The following is a 22,122-nucleotide window of genomic DNA, read 5'->3' on the forward strand; positions in this document are numbered from 1 at the left end:
CTTTGGTCGGCCGGGAACCGAAGACGCATGGCTTATGCTGAAAGCCATGCGCCTTTTGCTTGTGGAAGATGACGCCATGATCGGCGAAGCCGTGCACGACCTGCTGCGCGCCGAGGACTATGCCGTCGATTGGGTGCGCGATGGCGGCCAGGCCGATGCGGTGCTGGCCGCGCAGCGCTACGACCTGGTGCTGCTGGACCTGGGACTGCCGGTACGCGACGGCCTCTCGGTGCTGCGCGCCCTGCGGGCGCGGCGCGACCGCACGCCGGTGCTGATCGCCACCGCGCGCGACGGCGTGGCGCAGCGCATCGAGGGGCTGGATGCGGGCGCGGACGACTACGTGCTCAAGCCCTATGACCTCGATGAACTGCTGGCCCGCATCCGCGCGCTGCTGCGCCGCGCTGCCGGGCGGGCCGAACCGGTGTATGAACACCGGGGCGTCAGCATCAACCCCGCCACGCGCGAGGTGCTGGTGCAGGGAGCCAGCGTGGTGCTCTCGGCACGCGAGTGGGCGGTGCTGGAGCCCTTGATTGCGCGCCCCGGCCTGGTGCTTTCGCGCCAGCAGCTGGAGGACAAGCTCTATGGCTGGGGCGAGGAGATCGGCAGCAACGCGGTGGAAGTCTTCATCCACAGCCTGCGCAAAAAGCTGGGGGCCGGGCTGGTGCTCAATGTGCGCGGCGTCGGCTATATGGTGCCCAAATGAGCGCGCCCTGGCGCCTGCCGCAGTCGCTGCGCCTGCGATTGTTGGTGTTTTTGATAGCTGCCATCGCAATCACAGCGTGCGTTCAAGGCATTTTTGCCTATAAATCCGCCTTGAGCGAGGCGGACGCCTTGTTCGATTACCACATGCAGCAGACGGCATTCGCGCTGCGCGCAGGGCTCCCGGCGGATGCCAAAGGGCTGGGCAGCCTGCGCCCCGAATACCAGAACAATGAATTCATCGTGCAGGTCTGGACCAACGAGGGCCTGCGCATCTTTGAATCGGCGATGGGCGATCTGCTGCCCCAGCGGGCGGTACTCGGGTTCCAGGATGTGCGCGCGCAGGGCAGCACCTACCGGGTGTTCTCGCTGCAGACGCGCTCGCAGGTGATCCAGGTGGCGCAGGACATGGCGGTGCGCCACCGGCTGGCGCGCGGCCTGGCCTGGCGCTCGCTGCTGCCGCTGGCCGTGATGGCGCCGCTGCTGGCGCTGGCGGTGTGGTGGCTGCTGGGGCGGGTGTTCGTTCCGGTGGACCGCGTGCGCGCCCAGGTGGCGCAGCGTGAGGCGCAAGACCTCTCGGCGGTGGATGAGGAGGGACTACCCACGGAAGTCCAGCCACTGGTGCGCGAGCTCAATGCCTTGTTCGGGCGGGTGCGGCAGGCGTTCGCGGCGCAGCAGGATTTTGTCGCCGACGCGGCGCATGAGCTGCGCTCGCCGCTGGCGGCGCTCAAGCTGCAGGCGCAGGGCCTGCGCCGCGCGGCGGACGATGCCGCGCGCGAACGCGCCGTGGCGCGGCTGGAAGCGGGCATGGACCGCGCCGCGCGGCTGGTGGAGCAGTTGCTGGTGCTGGCGCGCCAGGAGGCTGCAAGCAGTCCCATGCAGCCCGTCGATCTGCTGGAAGTGGCGCGGCTGGCGCTGGCCGACGTGGCGGCCAGTGCGCAGGCGCGCGGCATCGACGCCGGGCTAGCGCCGTCTGTGCAAGGCCCTCGCGTGGTCGAGGGCGTGCCCGAAGAACTGCGCCTCCTGGTGCGCAATTTGCTGGATAACGCGATCAAGTACAGCCCCGAGGGCGGCCGGGTGGACGTGGCTGTCGAAAGCGGCGAAGCAGGTGTCAGCCTGCTGGTGCAGGACAGCGGCCCAGGCGTGCCCGAAGAGGAGCGCCAGCGGGTGCTCGGGCGCTTCTACCGCTCGCCGCAGAGCGCGCAGCAGACGCCGGGCAGCGGCCTGGGGCTCGCCATCGTGCAGACCATCGCGCGGCGCCATGGCGCGCGGCTGGTGCTGCAGCCATCGCAGGCGCTGGGCGGCCTGTGCGTGCGCGTGGGTTTCCCCGCTACCGGGAAGGGGAGGGAGGGGCCAGCCGGAAGTCCCGCGCCAACGCAATGAAAGCCGCGAGGTAGTCCACGGCCAGCTCGCCTGCGCGCATGCCCAGGTGGATCTGCTTGGCGATGCCGTGCGGACCCAGGCGCACCGCCGCGATGCCGAGCGTTTCAGCGTATTCGTCCACCAGCCAGCGCGGCAGCGCGGTCACGCCGCGGCCGCTGGCGACCATCTGCAGCATGATGTCGGTGGTCTCCATGGTCTTGTGCCGCCTGGGCGCGATGCCCGCGGGCAGCAGGAACTGGGTGTAGATGTCCAGCCGCTCGGTGGGCACGGGGTAGGTAATCAGCACCTCGCGCTCCAGGTCGCGCGGCTCGATGTGGACGGCGTCGGCCAGCCGGTGGCGGGCGTTCACCACCAGCACCTGTTCATAGTCGAACACCGGCTCGAAGTGCAGGCCGCTCTTGTACAGCGGGTCGGGTGTCACCAGCAAGTCAATCTCGTAGCCGAACAGCGCGCCGATGCCGCCGAACTGGAATTTCTGCTTCACATCGACATCCACGTCGGGCCAGGCCGCCAGGTAGGGCGAGACGATCTTGAGCAGCCACTGGTAGCACGGGTGGCACTCCATGCCGATGCGCAGGCTGCCGCGTTGCCCCTCGGCGAACTGGCCCAGGCGCTCCTCGGCCAGGTCGAGCTGCGGCAGCACCCGATTGGCCACCGTCAGCAGGTACTGGCCGGCCTGCGTCAGGCGCAGGCTGCGGCCCTCGCGCAGCCAGACGGCGGTGCCCAACTGATGCTCCAGCTTCTTCATGCTGTGGCTCAGCGCCGACTGCGTGACATGCAGCACCTGTGCCGCAGCCGTCAGCGAACCTTGCTTTTCGACTTCCTGAACGATGGCCAGATGGATGCGTTCAAGCATGATAAGTGAATTAAATTCATCAATATGTGAAATAAAACCATTTTACTTCATTAGATCGTTTTCATACGATACCGGGAGTTTCTTATTCCGGTTTCTCGAAGACGAACCATGACCATGATCCACAACCTCGGCTTTCCCCGCATCGGCGCACGGCGCGAACTCAAGTTCGCGCTGGAGTCCTACTGGAAGGGCGAATCCTCGCGTGACGAACTCCAGGCCGTGGGCGCGCAACTGCGCCAGCGCCACTGGGCCGACCAGCAGGGCCTCGATCTGGTGCCCGTGGGCGATTTCTCGTTCTACGACCAGGTGCTGGACATGAGCTTCACGCTGGGCAACCTGCCCGGGCGCGTGCAGGGCTTTCATGGCGACGCGCTGGACAACTACTTCCGCGTGGCGCGCGGGCGCTCGGCGCTGTTCGATCCGCAGCACCTGCTGTGCTGCGGCGGCGTGGCGGCGGGCGAGATGACCAAGTGGTTCGACACCAACTACCACTACATCGTGCCGGAGTTCACCGTCGGCACCCAGTTCAAGCTGGACGCCTCGCGCCTGCTGGCGCAACTGGCCGAGGCAAAAGCGCAGGGCGTGCGCGCCAAACCTGTCATCGTCGGCCCTGTCACCTACCTCGCCATCGGCAAGGCCAAGGACGATTCGGACAAGCTGGCGCTGCTGGAACGCCTGCTGCCGGTCTACGCCGAGCTGCTCGACACCCTGGCCGCGCAGGGCGTGGAATGGGTGCAGATCGACGAGCCCATCCTGGTGACCGAGCTGGATGCCGATTGGCAGCACGCCTTCAACGTCGCCTACCACCAGCTCAAGAGTGCCAAGGTCAAGCTGCTGCTGGCCACCTATTTCGGTCCGCTGCTGGACAACGGCTACCTGGCCGCCAACCTGCCGGTGGCCGGCCTGCACGTCGATGCCGTCAGCGGCCGCGATGACGTGCTGCCGCTGCTAAACCTGCTGCCCGCGCACAAGGTGCTATCGCTGGGCGTGATCAGCGGGCGCAACATCTGGAAGACCGACCTGACGGCGGTGCTCGACTGGCTGGAGCCGCTGGCCGATCGCCTGGGCGATCGCCTGTGGATCGCGCCCTCGTGCTCGCTGCTGCACGTGCCGGTGGACCTGGCGCAGGAACGCAAGCTCGACGCCGAGGTCAAATCCTGGCTGGCCTTCGCGCTGCAGAAGCTCGATGAACTGCGCGTGCTGGGCCGGGCGCTCAGCGACGGGCGCGATGCCATCAAGGCGGAGCTGGCCGCCAACGCTGCCGCGCTGTCCGCTCGCCGCGCTTCGCCGCGCGTCAACAACCCGGCGGTGCAGGCGGCGGTGGCGCGCATCGATGCCCACCTGGGACGGCGCGAGAGTCCCTACGCCGCGCGCGCGGCCAAGCAGGCGGCCATCCTGAAGCTGCCCAAGTACCCGACCACCACCATAGGCTCGTTCCCGCAGACCGCCGAGATCCGCCACGCGCGCAGCGAGTTCAAGGCCGGGCGCCTGGATGAAGCGGGCTACCAGGCCGCGATGCGCGCCGAGATCGAGCGCAGTGTGCGCGAGCAGGAGCAACTGGGCCTGGACGTGCTGGTGCATGGCGAGGCCGAACGCAACGACATGGTCGAATACTTCGGCGAGCAGCTCGACGGCTACGCGTTCAGCCAGTTCGGCTGGGTGCAGAGCTACGGCTCGCGCTGCGTCAAGCCGCCCATCCTGTTCGGCGACATCCGCCGCCCCAGGGCGATGACGGTGGAGTGGATCACCTACGCGCAGTCGCTGACGAGCAAGCCCATGAAGGGCATGCTCACCGGCCCGGTGACCATCCTGAACTGGTCCTTCGTGCGTGACGACCAGCCGCGTTCGGCCTCGTGCAAGCAGCTCGCGCTGGCGATCCGCGACGAGGTGCTGGACCTGGAGAAGGCCGGCGTGCGCGTGATCCAGATCGACGAGGCCGCGCTGCGCGAGGGCCTGCCGCTGCGCCGCTCGCAGTGGCAGGAATACCTGGACTGGGCCGTGGAGTGCTTCCGCATCACCGCCAACGGCGTGCGCGACGAGACGCAGGTGCACACCCACATGTGCTATTCGGAGTTCAACGACATCATCGCCAGCATCGCCGCCATGGATGCCGACGTCATCACCATCGAGACCTCGCGCTCCGACATGGAACTGCTCGATGCGTTCGAGAACTTCCAGTACCCCAACGAGATCGGCCCCGGCGTGTACGACATCCACTCGCCCAACATCCCGGCCAGGGAACACATCGTGCAGCTCATGAAGAAGGCTGCCGAGCGCGTGCCGGCCGAGCGCCTGTGGGTCAACCCCGACTGCGGTCTCAAGACCCGCCAGTGGAGTGAGGTGATCCCGGCGTTGGCGCGCATGGTGGCCGCGGCGCGGGAACTGCGCGCGGCTGCTTGATATAATGCCCGGCTTCGCAGCGATTTCGTGGCCCCGCGGCGGAGCATTCAACCCACCTAAGAGGCTCCCGTTTCAAGAGGAGCACCGACCGTGGAAAAGGGCCTTCAAACCCTCTTTTTGAAGAGAAACTCATGACTACTTTCAGCGCAAAACCCGCTGAGGTCGTGCACGAGTGGTTTGTGATTGACGCCACCGACAAGGTGCTCGGCAGGGTCGCCAGCGAAGTGGCCCACCGTCTGCGCGGCAAGCACAAAGCCATTTACACGCCTCACGTCGATACGGGCGATTACATCGTCGTCATCAACGCCTCCAAACTCAAGGTCACCGGCACCAAGTCCATCGACAAGATGTACTACCGCCACTCGGGCTTCCCGGGCGGCATCCGCGCGACCAACTTCCGCGATCTGCAGGCCAAGCACCCCGGCCGCGCGCTCGAGAAGGCCGTCAAGGGCATGCTGCCCAAGGGTCCGCTGGGCTACGCCATGGTCAAGAAGCTCAAGATCTATGGCGGCGCCGAGCATCCGCACACCGCGCAGCAGCCCAAGCTGCTCGAAATCTGAGGAGCCGGACAATGATTGGTGAATGGAACAATGGCACCGGCCGTCGCAAATCCAGCGTCGCCCGCGTGTTTCTCAAAAAAGGCAGTGGCAAGATCACGGTGAATGGCAAGGACATTCAGCAGTATTTCGGCCGCGAAACCTCGATCATGATCGCCCGCCAGCCGCTGGTGCTGACCGACCATGCCGCGACGTTTGACATCCAGGTGAACGTCAACGGCGGTGGTGAGTCCGGCCAGGCCGGCGCCACGCGCCACGGCATCACGCGCGCGCTGATCGACTACGACGCCACGCTCAAGCCCGCCCTGAGCGCCGCCGGCTTCGTCACCCGCGACGCCCGCGAAGTGGAACGCAAGAAGGTCGGCCTGCACTCCGCACGCCGCGCCAAGCAGTTCTCCAAGCGCTGATCGCAGCGGGTCGCCGCGCAGCACCCTGCCATGCCGCCGCATCCCTGCAGCCCGCACCGTGCGCTGCAGCGGCGCATGGGTGGTGCGCATGGCGCCGCCGCTGGCCTGGCCACAGCAAGAACCGCCTTCGGGGCGGTTTTTGCTTTTTTGGTGGCGCTCTGAGCCATGCGTCTGCGCCGCCTGCGCCGCCGTTTCGTGCTGACCGGCCCGCGGCTGGCGGTACGCCGTGCCGTGCCCTGGCCCTTGCGCTGGCTGGCGGCGGCCCTGGTGCTGGGGCTCAGCGCCGCCGTGGCGCTGTGGGCGTTTGAATTCGGCAAATCGCTGGCCGGACTGGACGCGGGCGCGCGGCAGGAGCTGAAATACCTGCGCACCGAATCCAGGGACCTGCATGCCCAGGTGAATCGGATGAAGGAATCGGCCACCGCCGCCGAGAGCTTGCGCGCCACGGAGCGTGCCGCGATGGATGCGCTTGCCGAGCGGCTGCGCCAGCTCGAAGCCGACAACCGCAGCCTGCGCGACGACCTGGCGTTTTTCGAAAAGCTCATTCCGGCCTCGTCCAGCAAGGGCGGCGCCATGGATATCCGAGGCCTGCAGGCCGAGCTGATGGGCGATGGCGTGCAGCTGCGCTGGCAGGTGCTGGTGATCCAGCCGATGCGCAGCGCGCCGGAGTTCAAGGGGCAGCTGGAGCTGCTGCTGGCGGGGCTGAGGGACGGCAAGCCGTGGACCTCCGATCCGCCGGCGGTCGCGCGCCCGCTGCAGCTGCAGCAGTACCGGCGCGTGGAGGGCGTGGTGCAGCTGCCCGAGCGCGCTGTGGTAAAAACCGTGACCGTACGCCTGCTGCAGGACGGTTCCGTGCGCGCCCTGCAGACCGTGAATCTGGAATGACCGCGGTTGCGCCGCGTACCGCACGCCCTCGCAACCCGCTGGAGCCCGGCCGATGTTTTCCCGCAAGAAACCACCGCTCATCAAGACCTTGATCGCCCGCGGCACCAGCGTGCAGGGCGATATCACATTCACCGATGGCCTGCGCATCGATGGCGAGGTCTGCGGCGATGTGCGTGCCGAGACCGAGCACAGCATCGTCGTCGTCTCGGAGTCCGCCAAGGTGCGCGGAGCCATCGTCGCGGCGCACGCGATCATCGATGGCGTGGTGGACGGCCCGGTGCATGTGCGCGAACTGCTGGAGCTGCAGCCGCGCGCGCGCGTGACCGGCGATGTGCATTACAAGGCGCTGGAGATGCACCAAGGCGCGGTGATTGCGGGCCAGATGTGCCCCGCGGGCGATGCGCTGGCGGACGACAAACCCGGGCTCAAGCTGGCGGCCGCCTCCGGCTGAGACGCCGTGCGGGCGGAAAAGCCGGCCTTGGTCTACCATGCGGCACTTTTGAGCCTGTGAGGAAATTTCGTGACTGCAAACCTGCCGATTCAAATTCAGATGAGCGATGGTGCGGCGGCGCGGGTGGCGCGCCTGGTGGCGGCGGAAGGCAACCCCGCGCTCAAGCTGCGGGTGCTGGTGCAGGGCGGCGGGTGCTCTGGCCTGCAGTACAAGTTCTCGCTCGATGCCGCCAGCCGGGAAGGCGATACCACTCTGGTGAAGGATGGCGCGGCGCTGGTGATCGATGCGTTGAGCTACCCTTTTCTTGAAGGCGCGGAGATCGACTGCGAACAGAGCCTGCAGGGCGCGCAGTTCGTCGTGCGCAACCCCAACGCCGAGGCGACCTGCGGCTGCGGCACGAGCTTTTCACCGGCGAACTGCTGAAAGCCGCGCATGCCGCTGCGCGCAGGCCGCCGTGAGGGCGGCTTTTTTGCGCCGGGCACCATGCCGGCGGTTGTGCAATGACGCGGCGGTTTCCACCTTCGCGCGCGCGCCTGCTGTGGCTGGTGGCGATCGGCTTTTTCATGCAGACGCTGGATGCGACCATCGTCAACACGGCGCTGCCGGCGATGGCCGCAGACCTGCGGGAGAGTCCGCTGCGCATGCAGTCGGTGGTGGTGGCGTATTCCGTCGCCATGGCGATGCTGATTCCGGCGTCGGGCTGGATCGCGGACTGCGTCGGCATGCGCCGGGCGTTCTTCGGCGCCATCGTGGCCTTTGTGCTCGGATCGGTGCTGTGCGCGCTCTCGCCGACGCTGGATTTCCTCGTCGCGGCGCGCGTGCTTCAGGGCTTGGGCGGCGCGCTGCTGCTGCCGGTGGGCCGGCTGGTGATCCTGCGCACCTTCCCGCGCGAGGAATTTCTCGAAGCCATCAGCTTTGTGGCCATCCCGGGTCTGGTGGGGCCGCTGATCGGCCCGACGCTGGGCGGCTGGCTGGTGCAGGTGGCGTCGTGGCACTGGATTTTTCTGATCAACGTGCCGGTGGGTTTGATCGGTTTGGCCGCCACGCTGCGTTTCATGGCCCCTGACGGGGCGGCGGCGGCGGGGCGGTTTGACCTGGCCGGATATGCCATGCTGGCCTTCGGCATGGTGGCGCTGTCGCTGGGGCTCGATGGCCTCTCCGGCCTTGGCTTGCGCCAGGCCGGCGTGGTGCTGTTGATGGTGTTCGGTCTGGCCAGTCTGGCTGCCTACTGGCTGCATGCCGCGCGTGTGCCCCAGCCGCTGTTTTCGCCGCGGCTTTTTGACATTCCTTCCATGCGTATCGGCCTGCTGGGCAACCTGTTTGCCCGTCTGGGCAGCGGCAGCATGCCGTTTCTCGTGCCGCTGATGTTCCAGGTCGGGTTGGGCTACTCGCCGCTGTACGCCGGACTGATGATGCTGCCGGTGGCCATCGCCGGCATGGCGGTGAAGCGCGCGGCCACGCCCCTGATCAGCCGCCTGGGCTACCGCCGGGTGCTGGTGGGCAACACGCTGGCGGTGGCGCTGATGATGGCCAGCTTTGCGCTGATGACGCCGGACCAGCCGCTGGCGCTGCGCATCGTGCAGCTGGTGCTGTTCGGCCTGGTGAACTCGCTGCAGTTCACCGCGATGAACACGGTGACGCTCAAGGACCTGGATCAGGGGACGGCGAGCAGCGGCAACAGCCTGCTGTCCATGGTACAGATGCTGGCGATGGGCATGGGCGTGGCAGCGGCCGGTGCCGCGCTGGGGGCGTATTCGGAGGCGTTTGGCTCCGGCCAGGCACAGACCCTGCATGCCTTCCAGGCGACATTTGCCAGCATGGGCCTGCTGACGCTGGCCGCCACCTTCATTTTTGCCCAGCTGGCGCCTGACGCACGGCCGGGCACGCCGGGCACGGACCTGGAAATGTGACTACGCGGGGTAAATCGCCCCGAGCACGCGCGGGCCGCGGGCACCCGTGACGGCGGGCAGGTTGCCCGGCAGGCCGTCGATGCAGCGCTGGGCCAGCCAGGCGAAGGCAGCCGCCTCCACCTGCTGCGCCGGCAGGCCATGGCTGTCCGAGACATCCACCCGCAGGCTGGAAAGCAAGGTGCGCAGCCGCTGCAACAGGGCGGTGTTGCGCGCACCGCCGCCGCAGACGATGAGCATGGCGGCGCCTGCGGCGTGGCGTTGCACATCGGCCGCGCAGGTGCGCGCCGTCAGCTCCAGCAGGGTGGCCTGCACGTCCTCGGGCTGTGCGTTTGCGGCGCCGCTCGCCTGCAGACCGGCCGTGAGCCACTGCGGGTGAAACAGATCGCGCCCGGTGCTCTTGGGCGGTTGCCGGGCAAAAAACGGTTCTGCCAGCAGGGTCTGCAAAAGGGCGGGGAGGACCTGGCCGGTGCGCGCCCAGCGGCCTTCGGCATCGTAGGGATGGCCGGTGTGCGCCTGGCACCAGCCGTCCATCAGCACATTGCCCGGTCCGCAATCCCACCCGGTGGTCGCGCCGCCGGCGGCCAGGATGCTCAGGTTGGCCATGCCGCCGATGTTGAGCACCGCCACGGTCTGCCCCGGCTGGCCGAAGGCGTGCCGATGAAATGCCGGAACCAGCGGCGCGCCCTGTCCGCCAGCGGCAACGTCGCGGCTGCGCAGGTCGGCCACCACCGTGATGCCAGTCAGCTCGGCCAGCAGGGCGGGGCTGTTCAATTGCAGCGTGTAGCCCGTGCCGTCACAGGCCTGGGGCTGGTGGCGCACGGTCTGCCCATGGGCGCCTATGGCTTCGATTGCACGGGCTTGCAGCCCGGCCTGTGCCAGCAGGCGCTGCACGACTGCGGCGTAAGTCCGCGCCAGCGCATTGGCGGCCAGCTGGGCGCGGTGCAGCTCGTTGCTGCCACTGTGGTTGAGCGCCAGCAGTTCTGCTTTCAATTCAGGAGCTAACGGCGCAGATGCAGTATGCGCAATACGGCATTTTTCTTCGGATAAATCCGCAAGAACGCCATCCACCCCATCCAGCGAGGTGCCGGACATCAGCCCGATGAACCAGCGCGCGGTGGGGGCGCCCATGGGCTGCCGGCGTGGGCGGGTTCGGGGCGGGCTCAGTTGGTTTGGGCGGTCAGCAGGGTCTGGTCGGCGGCCGTCAGCTCGATGCGCATCTGCGCCGCCAGACGGTCAAATGCCGGGCGCTGGGCCGGAGCAATCGGCGCGGCTTCCTGGCTGCGCAGCGCGGTTGCCATCGGATCGACCTGCCTGCCATGGTCCTTGAATTCAAAGTGCAGGTGCGGCCCGGTGGCCCAGCCGGTCTGGCCGACGGCGCCGATGGTCTGCCCTTGCGAGACCGCCTGGCCCTGGCGCACGTCGATGCGGCTCAGGTGGGCGTAGACCGTCTCGTGCTGGTTCGCGTGCTGAATATGCACGACGTTGCCATAGCCGTTCTGCACGCCGGCAAAGCTCACCGTGCCGTCGCCTATGGTGCGCACCGGCGTGCCCGTGGGTGCGGCCAGATCGGTGCCGAGGTGGGCGCGCCAGGTTTTCAGGATGGGGTGAAAGCGCATCTTGAAGCTGCTGGTCACGCGCGTGAAGGCGACGGGCGACGTCAGGTAGGCGCGGTTCATGCTGTTGCCGGCCAGCGTGTAGTACGCGCCTTTGGCCTGGGGGCCGTCCTGGAACCAGACGGCGCTGTAGGTCTTGCCGTTGTTGAAGAATTCGGCGCTCAGCACGCGGCCGGTGCGCATGGGTTCGCCGTCGGCTTCAAGCGATTCGTAAACCACGCTGAAGTGGTCGCCCTTGCGCAGCGCACGGCGAAAATCGATGCTGCCGGAAAAGAGCTCCGCCAGTTGCACGGCCACCGCGTCGGGGATGTTGGCGGCATCGGTGGCGGCGAAGAGCGAGCTGGTGATGGCGCCGCTGCCCAGGCGCGAGCCCGCGGTGAGCGGCGCGCTCTCGATGCGCGAGGCGAAGGTGCCGCCCTCCTGGCGCTCCACGACCAGGCGCTTGAAGCTGCCGCTGTCGTCGGGCGCCCAGCGCGCGGTCAGGCGGATCAGCGCCTGGTCGCTGCCGGCTTCGGCCGACAGCACGCGGCCGGCGCGTCCCAGCAGGTTCTGCTGGCTGAGCGCGTCGCTGCGCAGAAAACCGGAGGCGACCGGATCGGCAATGCCCAGGCGCTGCAGGATGGCCTCGGGCGTGTCATTGCCGCGCGTGATGTCGGAGCGGTAGAGCGCCAGCGCGCCGATGCTGGACAGATCGGCGAGTTCGGCGTCCATCGCCAGCGAGGGAACGCTTTCGGTGACGGTGACCATGGGCAGGTCGGCCGGGTCCGGTGCGAGGGACGCCACGGCAAAGGCGCCGCCGCCGCCCGTGAGCAGCACCGCCGCAATGATGGCGGTGAGGCGTTTGGGGTGTTTCCGGACCGAGGACTTGAGTGAACTCAGGAATGCCGTACCGGCGTTGTTCAGTCCGTTGGTCAATCTCGGCCCCAGGCAAATGGGCGCCAGCGCTGGGGCATCATGCAGGTGCTCGGCCGCGTTGTGGCGCAGAAAAAATGAAGGCGGCGGTGTGACAGAGGCCCGTTGAAACGGGTGGTCACTAAAATCCGCCACGGCGAAAACCCGCGCAGTATAGTCCGTTTGGCCTAAGCGTCCAGCTGGAAAACCCTTATGAATCAGCCTGTTGTTACAAAATACCCGGTCACGGATGGCGTGCGCCATGCGCTGGAAGTCTCCCTGCGCGGTGCCAGCGAACTGCTGCCGGAACAAGACTGGGCGCAAAAGCTCGCGCGCTCCGAAGCCACCGGCCAGCCGCTGCGCATCAAGCTCGGCCTCGACCCGACGGCGCCGGACATCCACATCGGCCACACCGTGGTGCTCAACAAGATGCGCCAGCTGCAGGATCTGGGGCACCAGGTCATCTTCCTGATCGGCGACTTCACCACCCTGATCGGCGACCCTTCCGGGCGCAACGCCACGCGCCCGCCGCTCTCCGCCGAGCAGATCCGCACCAATGCCGAGACCTATTTCGCGCAGGCCAAGCTGGTGCTGGATGAATCGAAGACCGAGATCCGCTACAACAGCGAATGGAGCGACCCGCTGGGCGCGCGCGGCATGATCCAGCTGGCCGCCCGCTACACCGTGGCGCGCATGATGGAGCGCGACGACTTCGACAAGCGCTTCAAGGCCGGACAGTCGATCAGCGTGCACGAGTTCCTCTACCCGCTGATGCAGGGCTACGACTCGGTGGCGCTGAAGAGCGATCTGGAGCTGGGTGGTACCGACCAGAAGTTCAATCTGCTCGTGGGCCGCCACCTGCAGCAGGAATACGGCCAGGAGCCGCAGTGCATCCTGACCATGCCGCTGCTGGTGGGGCTCGATGGCGTGGACAAGATGTCCAAGAGCAAGAACAACTACATCGCCATCACTGAAGAGGCGAATTCGATGTTCGCCAAGGTGCTGTCGATCTCCGACGATCTGATGTGGGACTGGTACACGCTGCTGTCGTTCAAGGGCCTGCCGGAGATTGCGGCCCTGAAGGCCGAGGTGGCCGCGGGGCGCAACCCCAAGGAAGCCAAGGTACTGCTGGCGCGCGAGATCACCACGCGCTTTCACGACGCGCAGGCGGCCGATGCGGCCGAGCAGGACTTCGCCAACCGCGCCAAGGGCGGCATTCCGGACGAGATCCCCGAGGTGCGGCTCCCGGGCGCGCCGCTGGGCATGGGGGCGCTGCTCAAGCAGGCGGGGCTGGCGCCCTCCACGAGTGAAGCGAATCGCCTGATCGACGGCGGCGGCGTGCGCATCGATGGCGGCGCGGTGAGCGACAAGGGACTGAAGCTGGCCGCGGGCAGCTATGTCGTGCAGGTGGGCAAGCGCAAGTTTGCGCGGGTGGTGCTCTCATGAGCGCGATGCCGCTGGACATCATCGTCATGGCCGCGGGCAAGGGCACGCGGATGAAGAGCCGCCATCCCAAGGTGCTGCAGCGCCTGGCCGGGCGGCCGCTGGTGTTTCATGTGCTCGATCGGGCGGCGCAGCTTGAGGCGCGGCGCGTGGTGCTGATCACCGGCCATGGCGCTACGGAAGTGGAAGCTGCTTGCGCCCGCCAGGTAAGCTTTAGTGGCCAATTTGACTTGAAATTTGCGCTGCAGCAGCCGCAGCTGGGCACGGGCCACGCGGTGCAGCAGGCGCTGCCGCAGCTCGATGATGATGGGCTGGTGCTGGTGCTTTCGGGCGATGTGCCGCTCACGCGGGTGGATGCCCTGCAGGCGCTGGTGGCGGCGAGTGGCGGGGAGCGGCTCGCCTTGCTGACGGTGCGCCTGCCGGACCCGGCCGGCTACGGGCGCATCGTGCGCGCCGCGGGCGGGCAGGTGCGGCGCATCGTCGAGCACAAGGACGCCAGCAGCGCCGAGCGCGCCATCGACGAAATCTACAGCGGCATCATGGCCGTGCCCACGCGGCTGCTTCGGCGCTGGGTGGGCCAGCTCAGGAACGACAACGCGCAGCAGGAGTACTACCTGACCGACGCGGTGGCGATGGCGGTGGCCGACGGCGTGCCGGTGGTCGCGCACTGCATTGACGACGCGCTGCAGGTGGCGGGGGTGAACAGCCCGGCGCAGCTTGCCGAGTTGGAGCGTGCCTGGCAGTTGCGCCAGGCCCATGCGCTGATGGAGCAGGGCGTGCGCCTGGCGGACCCGGCGCGCTTTGATCTGCGCGACGATGCGGTGCGCGGCACGCGCGCCGAGCTCCTCTGCGCGCAGGATGTGGAGATCGACCTGGGCTGCATCTTCACCGGACGCGTGGAGCTGGGCGAGGGAGTGCAGGTCGGCGCGTACTGCTGCATCGCCAACGCGGTGATCGCCGCCGGCAGCGTGATCCAGCCCTTCACCCACATCGACGGCGAGAAGGCCGGGGTTCGGGTGGGCGAAGGCGCGCGCGTCGGCCCCTTCTCCCGGCTGCGTCCGGGGGCCGTGCTGGGGCGCGGGGTGCACGTGGGCAACTTCGTCGAGATCAAGAATTCGCAGCTTGCCGACGGCGCAAAAGCCAACCACCTGGCCTACCTGGGCGATGCCACGGTGGGTGAGCGCGTGAATTACGGCGCCGGGTCGATCACCGCCAATTACGACGGCGTGAACAAGCACCGCACGGTGATCGAGCACGACGTGCACGTGGGCAGCAACTGCGTGCTGGTGGCGCCGGTCACCCTGGGCGCCGACGGCGTGGTGGGCGCGGGCTCGGTGGTCACGCACGACGCGCCGCCGGGCGTGCTCACGCTGGGGCGCGGGCGCCAGGTGAGCAAGACCGAGTGGCACAAACCCGTGAAGCCGCTGAAGAACTGACATGCCCACCGAACTTGAGCGCCTCACGACCGAGCGCGACGCGCTGCGGGCCCGCGTGCAGGAGCTCACCGGCGCGCAGGAGGAGTTTTTGCGCGCGGTTTCGCACGATCTGCGGGCGCCGCTGCGCCACGTCACCTCGTATGCCGCGCTGCTGCGCGAGGTGCTGCAGGAGCTGCCCGAGCCGCCGGCCCAGGTGCAGGAGGCGCTGGGCTTTGCGGCCACGATGGAGCAGTCGGCGCGCCGCATGGCGGCGATGATCGACGGCCTGCAGACCCTCAGCCGTGCGGCGCGTGCGCCCTTGCGTCTGGCGGCGGTCGATCTTGCACAAGCGGTGCGCGAAGCGGCGGCCGGCTTGCCGCGTGGCGCTGCGGTGGCGTGGGACATTGCACCGCAGCTGCCCGCGCTGCAGGCCGACGCAGTCTTGCTGCAGCAGTTGCTTGGGCAATTGCTGGACAACGCCGCCAAGTTTTCCGGCCGTCAGAGCGCGCCGCGCGTTGCAGTTCTGCCCGCGGCGGCGGAGTCTGGCCGGGTGGCTTTCACGATCAGCGACAACGGCGTGGGGTTTGACCCGGCGCATGCGCAAGGCCTTTTTGGCGTGTTCCAGCGCCTGCACCGCGATGGCGAGTTCGACGGCGTGGGCGCGGGCCTCGCGCTCTGCAAACTGATAGCAGAGCGCCACGGCGCGCGCATAGGCGCAGCGGCGCAGCCGGGTGCGGGTTGCACCATCACGCTGGATTGGCCGGCGCTGCCTGCCGCCTGATCAGTTGAGCGATCCGAGCCGTGCCTGCAGCCGCCTGAGCTGCTGGCGCAGCTGTGCGACTTCTTCGATCAGGTCGGTGGTGAGCGCGGCCAGTTCAGGGTCGGCATCGAAAGCGGTTTCAAACTGCGCCAGGCGCCGCGCCCGCACGATGGCAGCGCCGCTGCAGCGCCAGTGGCCGGCCTGCAGTTCGCCCTGCAGCAGGCCGGCACTCAGCCGCTCCGTCACCCAGCCCACCTGCATGCGGCAGGCCTGCGCCAGATCCTGCACGCTCAGGCAGGGGGCATCGCCCAGGATTTCGGCCACGGCGTTCGGTACGGGGGAATGGTCAGCCATTTCAAGCTCCTTGGGAAGCGCGCGGGGCGAACCCCGCAAAGGCCTTTGCCAGCGCGCGGTAGGCCTGCTGCTGCGCCTCGGTATGGGCTGCGGGCAGCGCCACCTGCAGCTCCAGATACAGATCGCCCGGCGTGGCCGCGGGAATGCCGCGCCCCTTCAGGCGCAGCTTGCGCCCGGGTTTGAAGTGCGCCGGCACCGTCACTTCCACGGTGGCGCCGCCCGGGGTCTGCACCTCGATGGGGCCGCCCAGCTCTGCTTCCCAGGGAGTAACGGGCACGCTCAGATAAACGTCGCGGTCCTGCGTGTGCCAGCGCGCGTCAGGCGTGAACTGCACTTCCAGAAACAGGTCACCGGCAGGCGAGCCGCCTAGCCCCGGTCCGCCCTGGCCGCTCAGGCGGATGAGCTGGCCCTCGCGCACCCCCTTGGGAATCGTCACCTGCACCTGGCGCTCCTGCTGCACCAGCTGGCCTTGCGCATCCAGCCGCGCGCCGCGCAGGCTCAAGAGCCGATCGCCGCCGAGGTAGGCATCACGCAATTCGAGCTCGATGCGCGCGTGGTGGTCCGCACCGCGCTGCGCGCCACCTGCGCTGGCGCCGCCGCGCGCGTGGCCGGCGCCATGCCGCGCCTGCGCCGCGCGGCCAAACAGCTGCTCGAAGAAATCGCTGAACTGGGCTTCGTCCATGCCGGCGCCGCCGCCGGGCGCTCCGGTGAACTCGTAGCCCGCATCCCAGTGGGGCGGCGGGCGGAAATCCTGTCCGCCGGCATGCGCCGCGCCACTGCCCAGCGCGTCGTAGGCGGCGCGCTTTTCCGGGTCGGACAGCACCGCGTTGGCCTCATTCACCTCGGCCATGCGCGCCGAGGCGTCGGCCTCCTTGCTCACGTCGGGGTGGTACTTGCGCGCCAGGTGCCGGTAGGCCTTCTTGATGTCGTCGGCGCTGGCGTCCCTGGCGATGCCCAGTGTCTTGTAGTAGTCCTTGAACTCCATGTGTCGCGCTCCCTGTGCCGCGGTGTCCGCGGCCGGTCATTGCCAGAAGATGATGGCGAATGCGGCGCAGGTCAAGAGGCAGAGGTTCATCGGCCGCTGGATTTTGCTGAATTGATAGCTGCTTGCGTTTTACCAACGGGCGCCAACGGCATTTTTGTATCAAATTTTGCGCGGTGCGTGACAAAGAAGGCCTTGACGTTGCGCACATTGGCGTTCTGGGTGAACAGCCGTTCGGCGAGCTGCTGGTAATGCGGCATGTCCAGCACCTGCACCACCAGCACGAAGTCCGGCCCGGGCGAGACGCGCCAGCATTGCTGCACCGTGTCTTCCTCTATCGCCCGCGCTTCAAAGGCGGCGAGGTGCTCCGCCCCCTGGCGGTCCAGCGACACCTCGACGATCGCCGCCAGCCCGTGACCCTGCCATTGCGCCAGTGCATCGTGCGAGAGCAGCGCCACCTGGCGCTCGATCAGGCCGCCCTCGCGCAGCCGTGCCACGCGCCGCAGGCAGGTGGCGGGCGACACGCCGACGCGCTGCGCCAGCTGCTGGTTGCTGAGCGTCGCATCCCGCTGCAGCAGATCCATGAGCCGCAGGTCGATGGCATCCGGAGAGAATGAAAATTCCATAATTTGGCAATAAATGATGAATTATTGAAGTTTATTTCATTTGTGAAATATAAATTCAAAATAACTCAAATATTGCATTCACCATCCCTTCTGCGGTGCTTAGCATCCATGGCATTGCTTCAGGAGGTATTCCCATGTGCGGCATCGTCGGCGCAGTCTCGCAGCGCAACATCGTTCCCATCCTCGTGCAGGGCCTGCAGCGCCTGGAATACCGCGGCTACGACTCCTGCGGCGTGGCGGTGCATGAGGCAAGCCTGGGCCAGCACCCCACGGGCGGCCTGCGCCGCGCCCGCAGCACGGCGCGCGTGGCGGAGCTGCTGGCGCAGGTGCAGCAGGACCATCTGCAGGGTGCCACCGGCATCGCCCACACGCGCTGGGCCACGCATGGCGCACCGGCGGTGAGCAATGCCCACCCGCATGCCAGCTACGGCCCCGGTGTTGCACCTGCCGACACCGCGCAGGCCGGCCACGTAGCCTTGGTGCACAACGGCATCATCGAAAACTACGAGGCACTGCGCACCCAACTGCAGGCGCGCGGCTACCAGTTTGCCAGCCAGACGGATACCGAGGTCATCGCCCACCTGATCGACAGCCTGTACGACGGCGATCTGTTCGCCGCCGTGCGCGCTGCCACGGCCGAGCTGCGCGGCGCCTATGCCATCGCCGTGATCCACAAGGACGAGCCACACCGCGTGGTCGGCGCGCGCGCCGGTTCGCCGCTGGTGCTGGGGGTTGGAGAGGGTGAACATTTCCTCGCCAGCGACGCCATGGCGCTGGCGGGCGTGACCGATCAGATCGTCTATCTGGAAGAGGGCGACCTGGTCGATCTGCAGCTCGGCCGCTACTGGATCACCGATAGGGCCGGCAAGCCGCTGGCAACCGAGCAGCGCCCGGTGCGCACCGTGGCCGCGCACAGCGGCGCGGCCGAGCTCGGCCCCTACCGCCACTACATGCAGAAGGAAATCTTCGAGCAGCCGCGCGCCATCGCCGACACGCTGGACGGTATCGAGGCCATCGTCCCCGAGCTGTTCGACGGTGCGGATACCGCCGCCTGGCGCGTATTCAAGGAAATCGACCGCGTGCTCATCCTCGCCTGCGGCACCAGCTACTACAGCGGCTGCACGGCCAAGTACTGGCTCGAAGACATCGCCGCCATCCCCACGCAGGTCGAGGTGGCGAGCGAATACCGCTACCGCACCAGCGTGCCCGATGCGCGCACGCTGGTCGTCACCATCAGTCAGAGCGGCGAGACGGCGGACACGCTGGCCGCGCTGCGCCACGCGCAGTCTTTGGGCATGCGCCACACGCTCACCATCTGCAATGTGGCGACCAGCGCCATGGTGCGCGAGTGCGAGCTGGCCTACGTCACGCGCGCCGGGGTGGAAATCGGCGTGGCCAGTACCAAGGCCTTCACCACGCAGCTCGCGGGCCTGTTCCTGCTCACGCTGGCCCTTGCCCAATCGCGCGGCCGGCTCACGCCCGAGCAGGAGGCGGAGCACCTCACCGCCATGCGCCACCTGCCCGTGGCGCTGCAGGCCGTGCTGGCGCTGGAGCCGCAGCTCATAGGCTGGTCCGAAGACTTCGCCAAAAAGGAAAACGCGCTGTTCCTCGGCCGCGGCCTGCACTACCCCATCGCGCTCGAAGGCGCGCTGAAGTTGAAGGAAATCAGCTACATCCACGCCGAGGCCTACCCCGCGGGCGAGCTCAAGCACGGGCCGCTGGCGCTCGTCACCAGCGCCATGCCCGTCGTCGCCGTGGCGCCGCACGACGCGCTTCTGGAAAAGCTCAAGAGCAACCTGCAGGAAGTGCGTGCGCGCGGCGGCGTGCTCTACGTGCTGGCCGACGCCGACACGCGCATCGAAAGCAGCGAGGGCATGCACGTGATCCGCATGCCCGAGCACTATGGGCAGCTCAGCCCGCTGCTGCATGTGGTGCCGCTGCAGCTGCTGGCGTACCACACCGCCTGCGCACGCGGCACCGACGTGGACAAGCCGCGCAATCTGGCCAAGAGCGTGACGGTGGAGTAAGGATGCGGTGCTGAATTACATCAGCCGCCTGACTTGGTGACCCAGCCAGGCGATGGTCTTGTCCATGGTCGGAGTCCAGGCGCGGCTGCAATTGAGCCGAATGAAATTTTGGTACCCGCGGCTGGCAGAAAAAATCGGCCCAGGCGCGATACCGACATTGGATGTTGCCGCCAGATCGAACAGGGCAAACGCGTCGACCGCCTGAGGCAACTGAATCCAAAGTACGAATCCTCCCTTTGGCTGGGTATGGCGCGTTCCTGCAGGGAAATACTTTTCCACCGCGCTCGTCATGCCAGCCAATCGGGATTGCAGTTCCCCCCGGAGCTTCCTCAAGTGGCGATCGTAGGAGCCGTACTGCATGTAGTGGGCAATCGCAGCCTGTGTCGGGGTGTTGGTGTCAAAGGTGGTGACGAACTTGAGCCGGGCGACACGCTCCCTGAATTTTCCCGTGGCGAGCCAGCCAATCTGGTAGCCCGGCGCCAGGGATTTGGTAAAGGAGCCGCAATGCAGGACGAGTCCGCTGCGATCGAAGGCCTTTGCCGCGCGGACATGCCGCAGGTCGAACTGAAGCTCGGTGTACACGTCGTTTTCGACCAGCGGGACTTGGTGCTTTTCCAGCAGCTTGACGAGCGCATTCTTCTTGTCCTCGCTCATGGAAAAGCCGAGCGGGTTGTGGCAGTTCGTCATCAGCAGGCACGCGGCGACCTTGTGCTGATGCAGCGTCTTGTCCAACTGGCCCAGGTCGAGACCGTCGCCAGGGTTCGTCGGCACCTCAACCGTGCGAAGGTAAAGCTGTTCGAGCAACTGCAGACCTGCGAAGTACATCGGAGAGTCGATGAGCACCAGGTCGCCGGGCTTGGTGACGGCCTTCAGCGCCAAATAGATGGCTTCCATCCCGCCATTGGTGATGATGATTTCGTCCGTCGGAACGGCGTAGCCCAACTCGAGATACCGGTGCGCGATGGCCCGACGAAGCCGGGGCAATCCCAGAAGGCTGTCTTGCACCGGGGCTGAAAAACTCGGATCCCTCATGCTTGCGATCAACTCTTTTTGCAAGGCTTTCAGGGGGAATAGCGACGGATCGACGAACGAGGAGCCCAGGAACGTCGTCTTGGACGCGGTCAGGTCACCGAGGATTTTGTGCAGCCGCGCCTGGTTGTTGCCTTCTACCAGCGTGGGGCGGCGCAGCGCCACTTCAGGCAACTCGCGCAATCCGCGTGACTGACTGACGTAGTAGCCCGAACGGGGCCTTGACTCGATCAGCCCTTGCGCTTCGAGCACTCCATAGGCGTGGACCACGGTGCCGTTGCCTACCCGATGCTGGGCTGACGCCTGGCGGATGGATGGGATGGGATCGCCAGGCCGCAGAGAGCCCTTGGCGATGAGGTCCGAAAGGCTGCGTGCGATCTCCAGGTATCGGTTCATTCGGTCTCCCTTCTGTATCTATTGATTGTTCGGCAATCTGTATCTGTTCTATTAATTTTTTCTGCATTAGAGTAGAACAGATTTTAGAGCGCAGTGATTGATGTCCGTCAATTCAAGCGCAAAAAGTCAGTCGAAAACCGGTGCCCGACTTGGGGCTTTGATCCGTGCATTCGGCTGTTGATGTTGGATGGATACAAGGAGCAACACATGTACTTTCGTTTGCCGGACAGCCGGCGGATCTGGTATGAAATGTTGGGAGACCCCGAATCCCCAGTCGTCTGCTTGACCCACTCCCTGACCGCCGATAGCGGTATGTGGGCCGAGCAGGTGCCTGCGTTGCTGCAGGCGGGATACCGGGTGCTTCGAATGGATATCCGGGGACATGGCGGCAGCGATGCCATGGATGGCGCCTATACGCTGGAAAACCTCGCCGACGATGTGTCGATCGTCGTGCAGGGGCTGGGGCTGGATGGTGTCCACTATGTTGGCCTCTCGATTGGCGGCATGTTTGGGCAGGCATTTGCCCTCAAGTACCCGCAATTGATGCGCTCGGCCATGCTGTGCGACACCATGCCTGCCTCGGCATCAGGCGCTGAAGGCATGTGGGACGAGCGGATCGCCACTGCACGCTCCGCCAACTCCCTTCTTCCTCTGGCTGAGGCTACGCTGGGCCGGTGGTTCACGGAGGACTTCAGGCGCCGCTCGCCTCTCCGGTGTCGGCAGGTTCATGAAAGCATTCTCGCCACCAGCGTGAATGGCTTCGAAGGGTGCGTCAGGGCGATCCGGCAATTCGATTTCTCCGAGGCACTGCCGAAGGTGCAAGTGCCCACGCTGGTGGTTTGCGGGAGCGATGACCCGGGAACGCCGCCTGCGGAGAACCGACGGTTGGCTGAACTGATTCCTGGTGCGCGGTACGAGGAAGTACCGGGGTGCCGGCACCTTCCGAACATCGAGAGGCCGGAGGCGTTCAACGCCGTCCTGACCCGTTGGCTGGCGGGCCTGCGTTCGTCGGCCATCACGAAGCGTTGATGGGAGGGC

21 protein-coding genes are annotated in these 22,122 nt (G+C 66.9%); 14 read left to right on the top strand and 7 right to left on the bottom strand.

Annotated elements, in window-relative coordinates; translation table 11 throughout:
• Window positions 1-46 precede the first annotated feature (46 nt).
• Together K320_RS0112110 and K320_RS0112115 are read left to right on the top strand one after the other, a co-directional pair.
• Complete coding sequence (locus tag K320_RS0112110; protein ID WP_024539103.1) at window positions 47-703, top strand: response regulator; 657 nt, start codon at window positions 47-49, stop codon at window positions 701-703.
• On the top strand, window positions 700-2,082 hold the full coding sequence (locus K320_RS0112115) for an ATP-binding protein (protein ID WP_024539104.1): 1,383 nt from the start codon (window positions 700-702) through the stop codon (window positions 2,080-2,082). Before K320_RS0112110 ends, K320_RS0112115 begins: the two co-directional genes overlap by 4 nt.
• Here the strand turns inward: K320_RS0112115 and K320_RS0112120 are convergent.
• A complete protein-coding gene (locus K320_RS0112120; protein WP_024539105.1) occupies window positions 2,030-2,938 on the bottom strand; it encodes a LysR family transcriptional regulator in 909 nt (302 codons plus the stop codon). The genes K320_RS0112115 and K320_RS0112120 overlap by 53 nt on opposite strands.
• A 108-nt stretch (window positions 2,939-3,046) precedes the next feature.
• On the opposite strand from K320_RS0112120, the gene metE reads away from it, so the two are divergent.
• From metE to mdtD, 7 genes are all read left to right on the top strand, one after another.
• Window positions 3,047-5,338 (top strand): 5-methyltetrahydropteroyltriglutamate--homocysteine S-methyltransferase, encoded by a 2,292-nt coding sequence (gene metE / locus K320_RS0112125; protein WP_024539106.1) that lies wholly within the window; start codon window positions 3,047-3,049, stop codon window positions 5,336-5,338.
• A 131-nt stretch (window positions 5,339-5,469) separates the two neighbouring features.
• Window positions 5,470-5,898, top strand: a complete 429-nt coding sequence (gene rplM / locus K320_RS0112130) for a 50S ribosomal protein L13 (RefSeq protein ID WP_024539107.1) — start codon at window positions 5,470-5,472, stop codon at window positions 5,896-5,898.
• 11 nt (window positions 5,899-5,909) lie between these two features.
• Window positions 5,910-6,302: a 30S ribosomal protein S9 gene (gene rpsI, locus K320_RS0112135; protein WP_024539108.1), complete on the top strand. Its 393-nt coding sequence runs from the start codon at window positions 5,910-5,912 to the stop codon at window positions 6,300-6,302.
• Between the two features lie 165 nt (window positions 6,303-6,467).
• Window positions 6,468-7,187 carry a DUF6776 family protein gene (locus tag K320_RS0112140; RefSeq protein WP_024539109.1) on the top strand — a complete coding sequence of 240 codons (720 nt, stop codon included), beginning with the start codon at window positions 6,468-6,470 and terminating at the stop codon, window positions 7,185-7,187.
• A 52-nt stretch (window positions 7,188-7,239) separates the two neighbouring features.
• Window positions 7,240-7,638 carry a bactofilin family protein gene (locus K320_RS0112145; protein ID WP_024539110.1) on the top strand — a complete coding sequence of 133 codons (399 nt, stop codon included), beginning with the start codon at window positions 7,240-7,242 and terminating at the stop codon, window positions 7,636-7,638.
• Between the two features lie 69 nt (window positions 7,639-7,707).
• Window positions 7,708-8,061: an iron-sulfur cluster insertion protein ErpA gene (gene erpA / locus K320_RS0112150; protein ID WP_029696097.1), complete on the top strand. Its 354-nt coding sequence runs from the start codon at window positions 7,708-7,710 to the stop codon at window positions 8,059-8,061.
• A gap of 77 nt (window positions 8,062-8,138) precedes the next feature.
• Complete coding sequence (gene mdtD / locus K320_RS0112155; RefSeq protein WP_024539112.1) at window positions 8,139-9,548, top strand: multidrug transporter subunit MdtD; 1,410 nt, start codon at window positions 8,139-8,141, stop codon at window positions 9,546-9,548.
• Here mdtD and K320_RS0112160 read toward each other — a convergent pair whose 3' ends face one another.
• Complete coding sequence (locus K320_RS0112160) at window positions 9,549-10,676, bottom strand: anhydro-N-acetylmuramic acid kinase (RefSeq protein ID WP_024539113.1); 1,128 nt, start codon at window positions 10,674-10,676, stop codon at window positions 9,549-9,551.
• Between the two features lie 32 nt (window positions 10,677-10,708).
• On the bottom strand, window positions 10,709-12,076 hold the full coding sequence (locus K320_RS0112165) for a M23 family metallopeptidase (protein ID WP_024539114.1): 1,368 nt from the start codon (window positions 12,074-12,076) through the stop codon (window positions 10,709-10,711).
• Between the two features lie 189 nt (window positions 12,077-12,265).
• Between K320_RS0112165 and tyrS the strand changes: the two genes are divergently transcribed.
• Genes tyrS through K320_RS0112180 form a run of 3 tightly spaced genes read left to right on the top strand, consistent with a single transcriptional unit; the run spans window position 12,266 to window position 15,691 of the window.
• Window positions 12,266-13,498, top strand: a complete 1,233-nt coding sequence (gene tyrS, locus K320_RS0112170; RefSeq protein WP_024539115.1) for a tyrosine--tRNA ligase — start codon at window positions 12,266-12,268, stop codon at window positions 13,496-13,498.
• Between the two features lie 5 nt (window positions 13,499-13,503).
• The gene (gene glmU, locus K320_RS0112175) at window positions 13,504-14,931 is read left to right on the top strand and encodes a bifunctional UDP-N-acetylglucosamine diphosphorylase/glucosamine-1-phosphate N-acetyltransferase GlmU (protein ID WP_407059764.1); all 1,428 of its coding nucleotides are present in this window, start codon (window positions 13,504-13,506) and stop codon (window positions 14,929-14,931) included.
• A 1-nt stretch (window position 14,932) separates the two neighbouring features.
• Window positions 14,933-15,691 (top strand): sensor histidine kinase, encoded by a 759-nt coding sequence (locus tag K320_RS0112180; protein WP_024539117.1) that lies wholly within the window; start codon window positions 14,933-14,935, stop codon window positions 15,689-15,691.
• Here the strand turns inward: K320_RS0112180 and K320_RS0112185 are convergent, their stop codons facing one another.
• The 3 genes from K320_RS0112185 to K320_RS0112195 form a co-directional block, all read right to left on the bottom strand.
• Window positions 15,692-16,024, bottom strand: coding sequence for a MerR family transcriptional regulator (locus K320_RS0112185; protein WP_024539118.1), 333 nt, complete (start codon window positions 16,022-16,024; stop codon window positions 15,692-15,694).
• A gap of 1 nt (window position 16,025) precedes the next feature.
• Window positions 16,026-17,009, bottom strand: coding sequence for a DnaJ C-terminal domain-containing protein (locus tag K320_RS0112190; protein ID WP_024539119.1), 984 nt, complete (start codon window positions 17,007-17,009; stop codon window positions 16,026-16,028).
• An 86-nt stretch (window positions 17,010-17,095) separates the two neighbouring features.
• Complete coding sequence (locus tag K320_RS0112195; protein WP_024539120.1) at window positions 17,096-17,632, bottom strand: Lrp/AsnC family transcriptional regulator; 537 nt, start codon at window positions 17,630-17,632, stop codon at window positions 17,096-17,098.
• 134 nt (window positions 17,633-17,766) lie between these two features.
• Here K320_RS0112195 and glmS point away from each other — a divergent pair, with 134 nt between their 5' ends.
• A complete protein-coding gene (gene glmS, locus K320_RS0112200) occupies window positions 17,767-19,659 on the top strand; it encodes a glutamine--fructose-6-phosphate transaminase (isomerizing) (RefSeq protein ID WP_024539121.1) in 1,893 nt (630 codons plus the stop codon).
• A 15-nt stretch (window positions 19,660-19,674) separates the two neighbouring features.
• On the opposite strand, the gene K320_RS0112205 is transcribed toward glmS, so the two are convergent.
• The gene (locus tag K320_RS0112205) at window positions 19,675-21,084 is read right to left on the bottom strand and encodes an aminotransferase-like domain-containing protein (RefSeq protein WP_024539122.1); all 1,410 of its coding nucleotides are present in this window, start codon (window positions 21,082-21,084) and stop codon (window positions 19,675-19,677) included.
• 207 nt (window positions 21,085-21,291) lie between these two features.
• Between K320_RS0112205 and K320_RS0112210 the strand changes: the two genes are divergently transcribed.
• Entirely contained in the window at window positions 21,292-22,113 is an 822-nt protein-coding gene (locus K320_RS0112210; protein ID WP_029696101.1) for an alpha/beta fold hydrolase, read from the top strand.
• Window positions 22,114-22,122 lie beyond the last annotated feature (9 nt).

The sequence above is a fragment of the Comamonas badia DSM 17552 genome, assembly GCF_000484635.1.
Taxonomy (GTDB): domain Bacteria; phylum Pseudomonadota; class Gammaproteobacteria; order Burkholderiales; family Burkholderiaceae_C; genus Comamonas_C; species Comamonas_C badia.